We start from the raw sequence: 1,413 nt of genomic DNA, 5'->3' as shown, positions 1-1,413 counted from the left end.
ACACCAGTTTACAACTTTTTTAATAAAAAAATGCCGCACAGGACTTTCTGTTGTATAATGAATTTGACCAAAACATTACAAAGGAAAGTGACCCTGTACGACAAACTTATTATACAATGAAAAAACTTTAATTGGTAGACTTTATAAATATTTTTACAATTATTTTGAAACTTGCTCCGCTCCCACTGCCCAGACATTAATCCTGCTTTTGATTTCTATACTGACACTGGAATCCGCGGATTCCATCCGTTTCCTTTACAGGCATTTCCTGTCAAAGATTACTGAGAAATCCCTAAATGCCTTTTACTATGCCTGTTCCTACGCAAAAGTGGATTATTCCAGGTTCATGAATGTCACAGTCTCCATGACATTGAAGCTTGTTCCGAAGTCTCTTGAGACACAGCCCGTTTTCCTATGTATTGATGACACTATAGTTCCTAAATTCGGGAAGAAATTTGAGGATGCCTCAAAACTCTTCGACCATGCCGCACATAATGGCTCTAACTACCTGAATGGGCACTGCTTTGTAAGCGTCATGCTCTGCGTGCCTGTATGGGATAAGGACAAAATCGTTTACCAGTCTGTGCCGCTTTCTTACCGAATGTGGCAGAAAAAAGAGTCCAAACTGGAACTTGCCGCTTCCATGGTACGGCAGGCCATGCCTGAGTTAATGGGAAAGAAAAATGTCATTATCCTATGTGACAGCTGGTACACAAAAAGCTCTTTGGTTTCTGTTGTGGATGAATACCCAAACCTTGACCTGATCGGGAATGCAAGGTATGATTCTGTCCTTTATGGCCTTGCACCGCAGCCAACAGGCAGGAGGGGAAGGCCTGCAAAACATGGGAAACGCCTTTCAGCGGAAAGAGATTTTATACTTTCAGATGAAAAAATAGGCGGTTATTATATTGGGGCACGCCGTGTCCTTACAAATATTTTCGGCACAAGGGAAGTTCTTGCCTATGTGACAGCCACAGAGAAGGAAGGCGGTTCCAGACGCCTGTTCTTCAGCACGGTATTCCCAACACAGCTGCAGATTTTTTGTGCATGGCAGGAAAAAGCCCCCTTAAACCAGACGGGGAGTTCATGGATGGATTACATCCCCTTGTTTCTATACTCATTCAGATGGAACATTGAAGTTAGCTATTATGAGCAGAAAACCTTCTGGTCATTATGCAGTTACATGTTACGCAGCCGGAAAGGGATTGAAATGCTGATCAATTTAATCAACATAGCTTACTGTGCAATGAAACTGCTGCCATATCAGGAAGGGGCGTTTTCAAAATACCGTAATGGAAGCGTACAGGATTTCAGGTTTGCGCTCAGTGAGCAGATAAGGCAGGAAGTATTTTTTGCCACTTTCGTGAAAAAGAGCGAAAGTATGATAAAATCATCTGTTCTTATAAGAGTCCT

General features: G+C 42.3%; 1 protein-coding gene. It reads left to right on the top strand.

What is annotated here, in order from left to right; genetic code table 11:
- Positions 1-130: 130 nt before the first annotated feature.
- On the top strand, positions 131-1,413 hold a 1,283-nt coding region (locus tag E5329_RS29050; protein ID WP_456320044.1), incomplete at its 3' end, for an IS701 family transposase.

The sequence above is a fragment of the Petralouisia muris genome (assembly GCF_004793545.1).
GTDB lineage: Bacteria > Bacillota > Clostridia > Lachnospirales > Lachnospiraceae > Petralouisia > Petralouisia muris.
The sequence above is the reverse complement of the archived record's forward strand: the minus strand, read 5'-3'. Positions and strand labels throughout refer to the sequence as shown.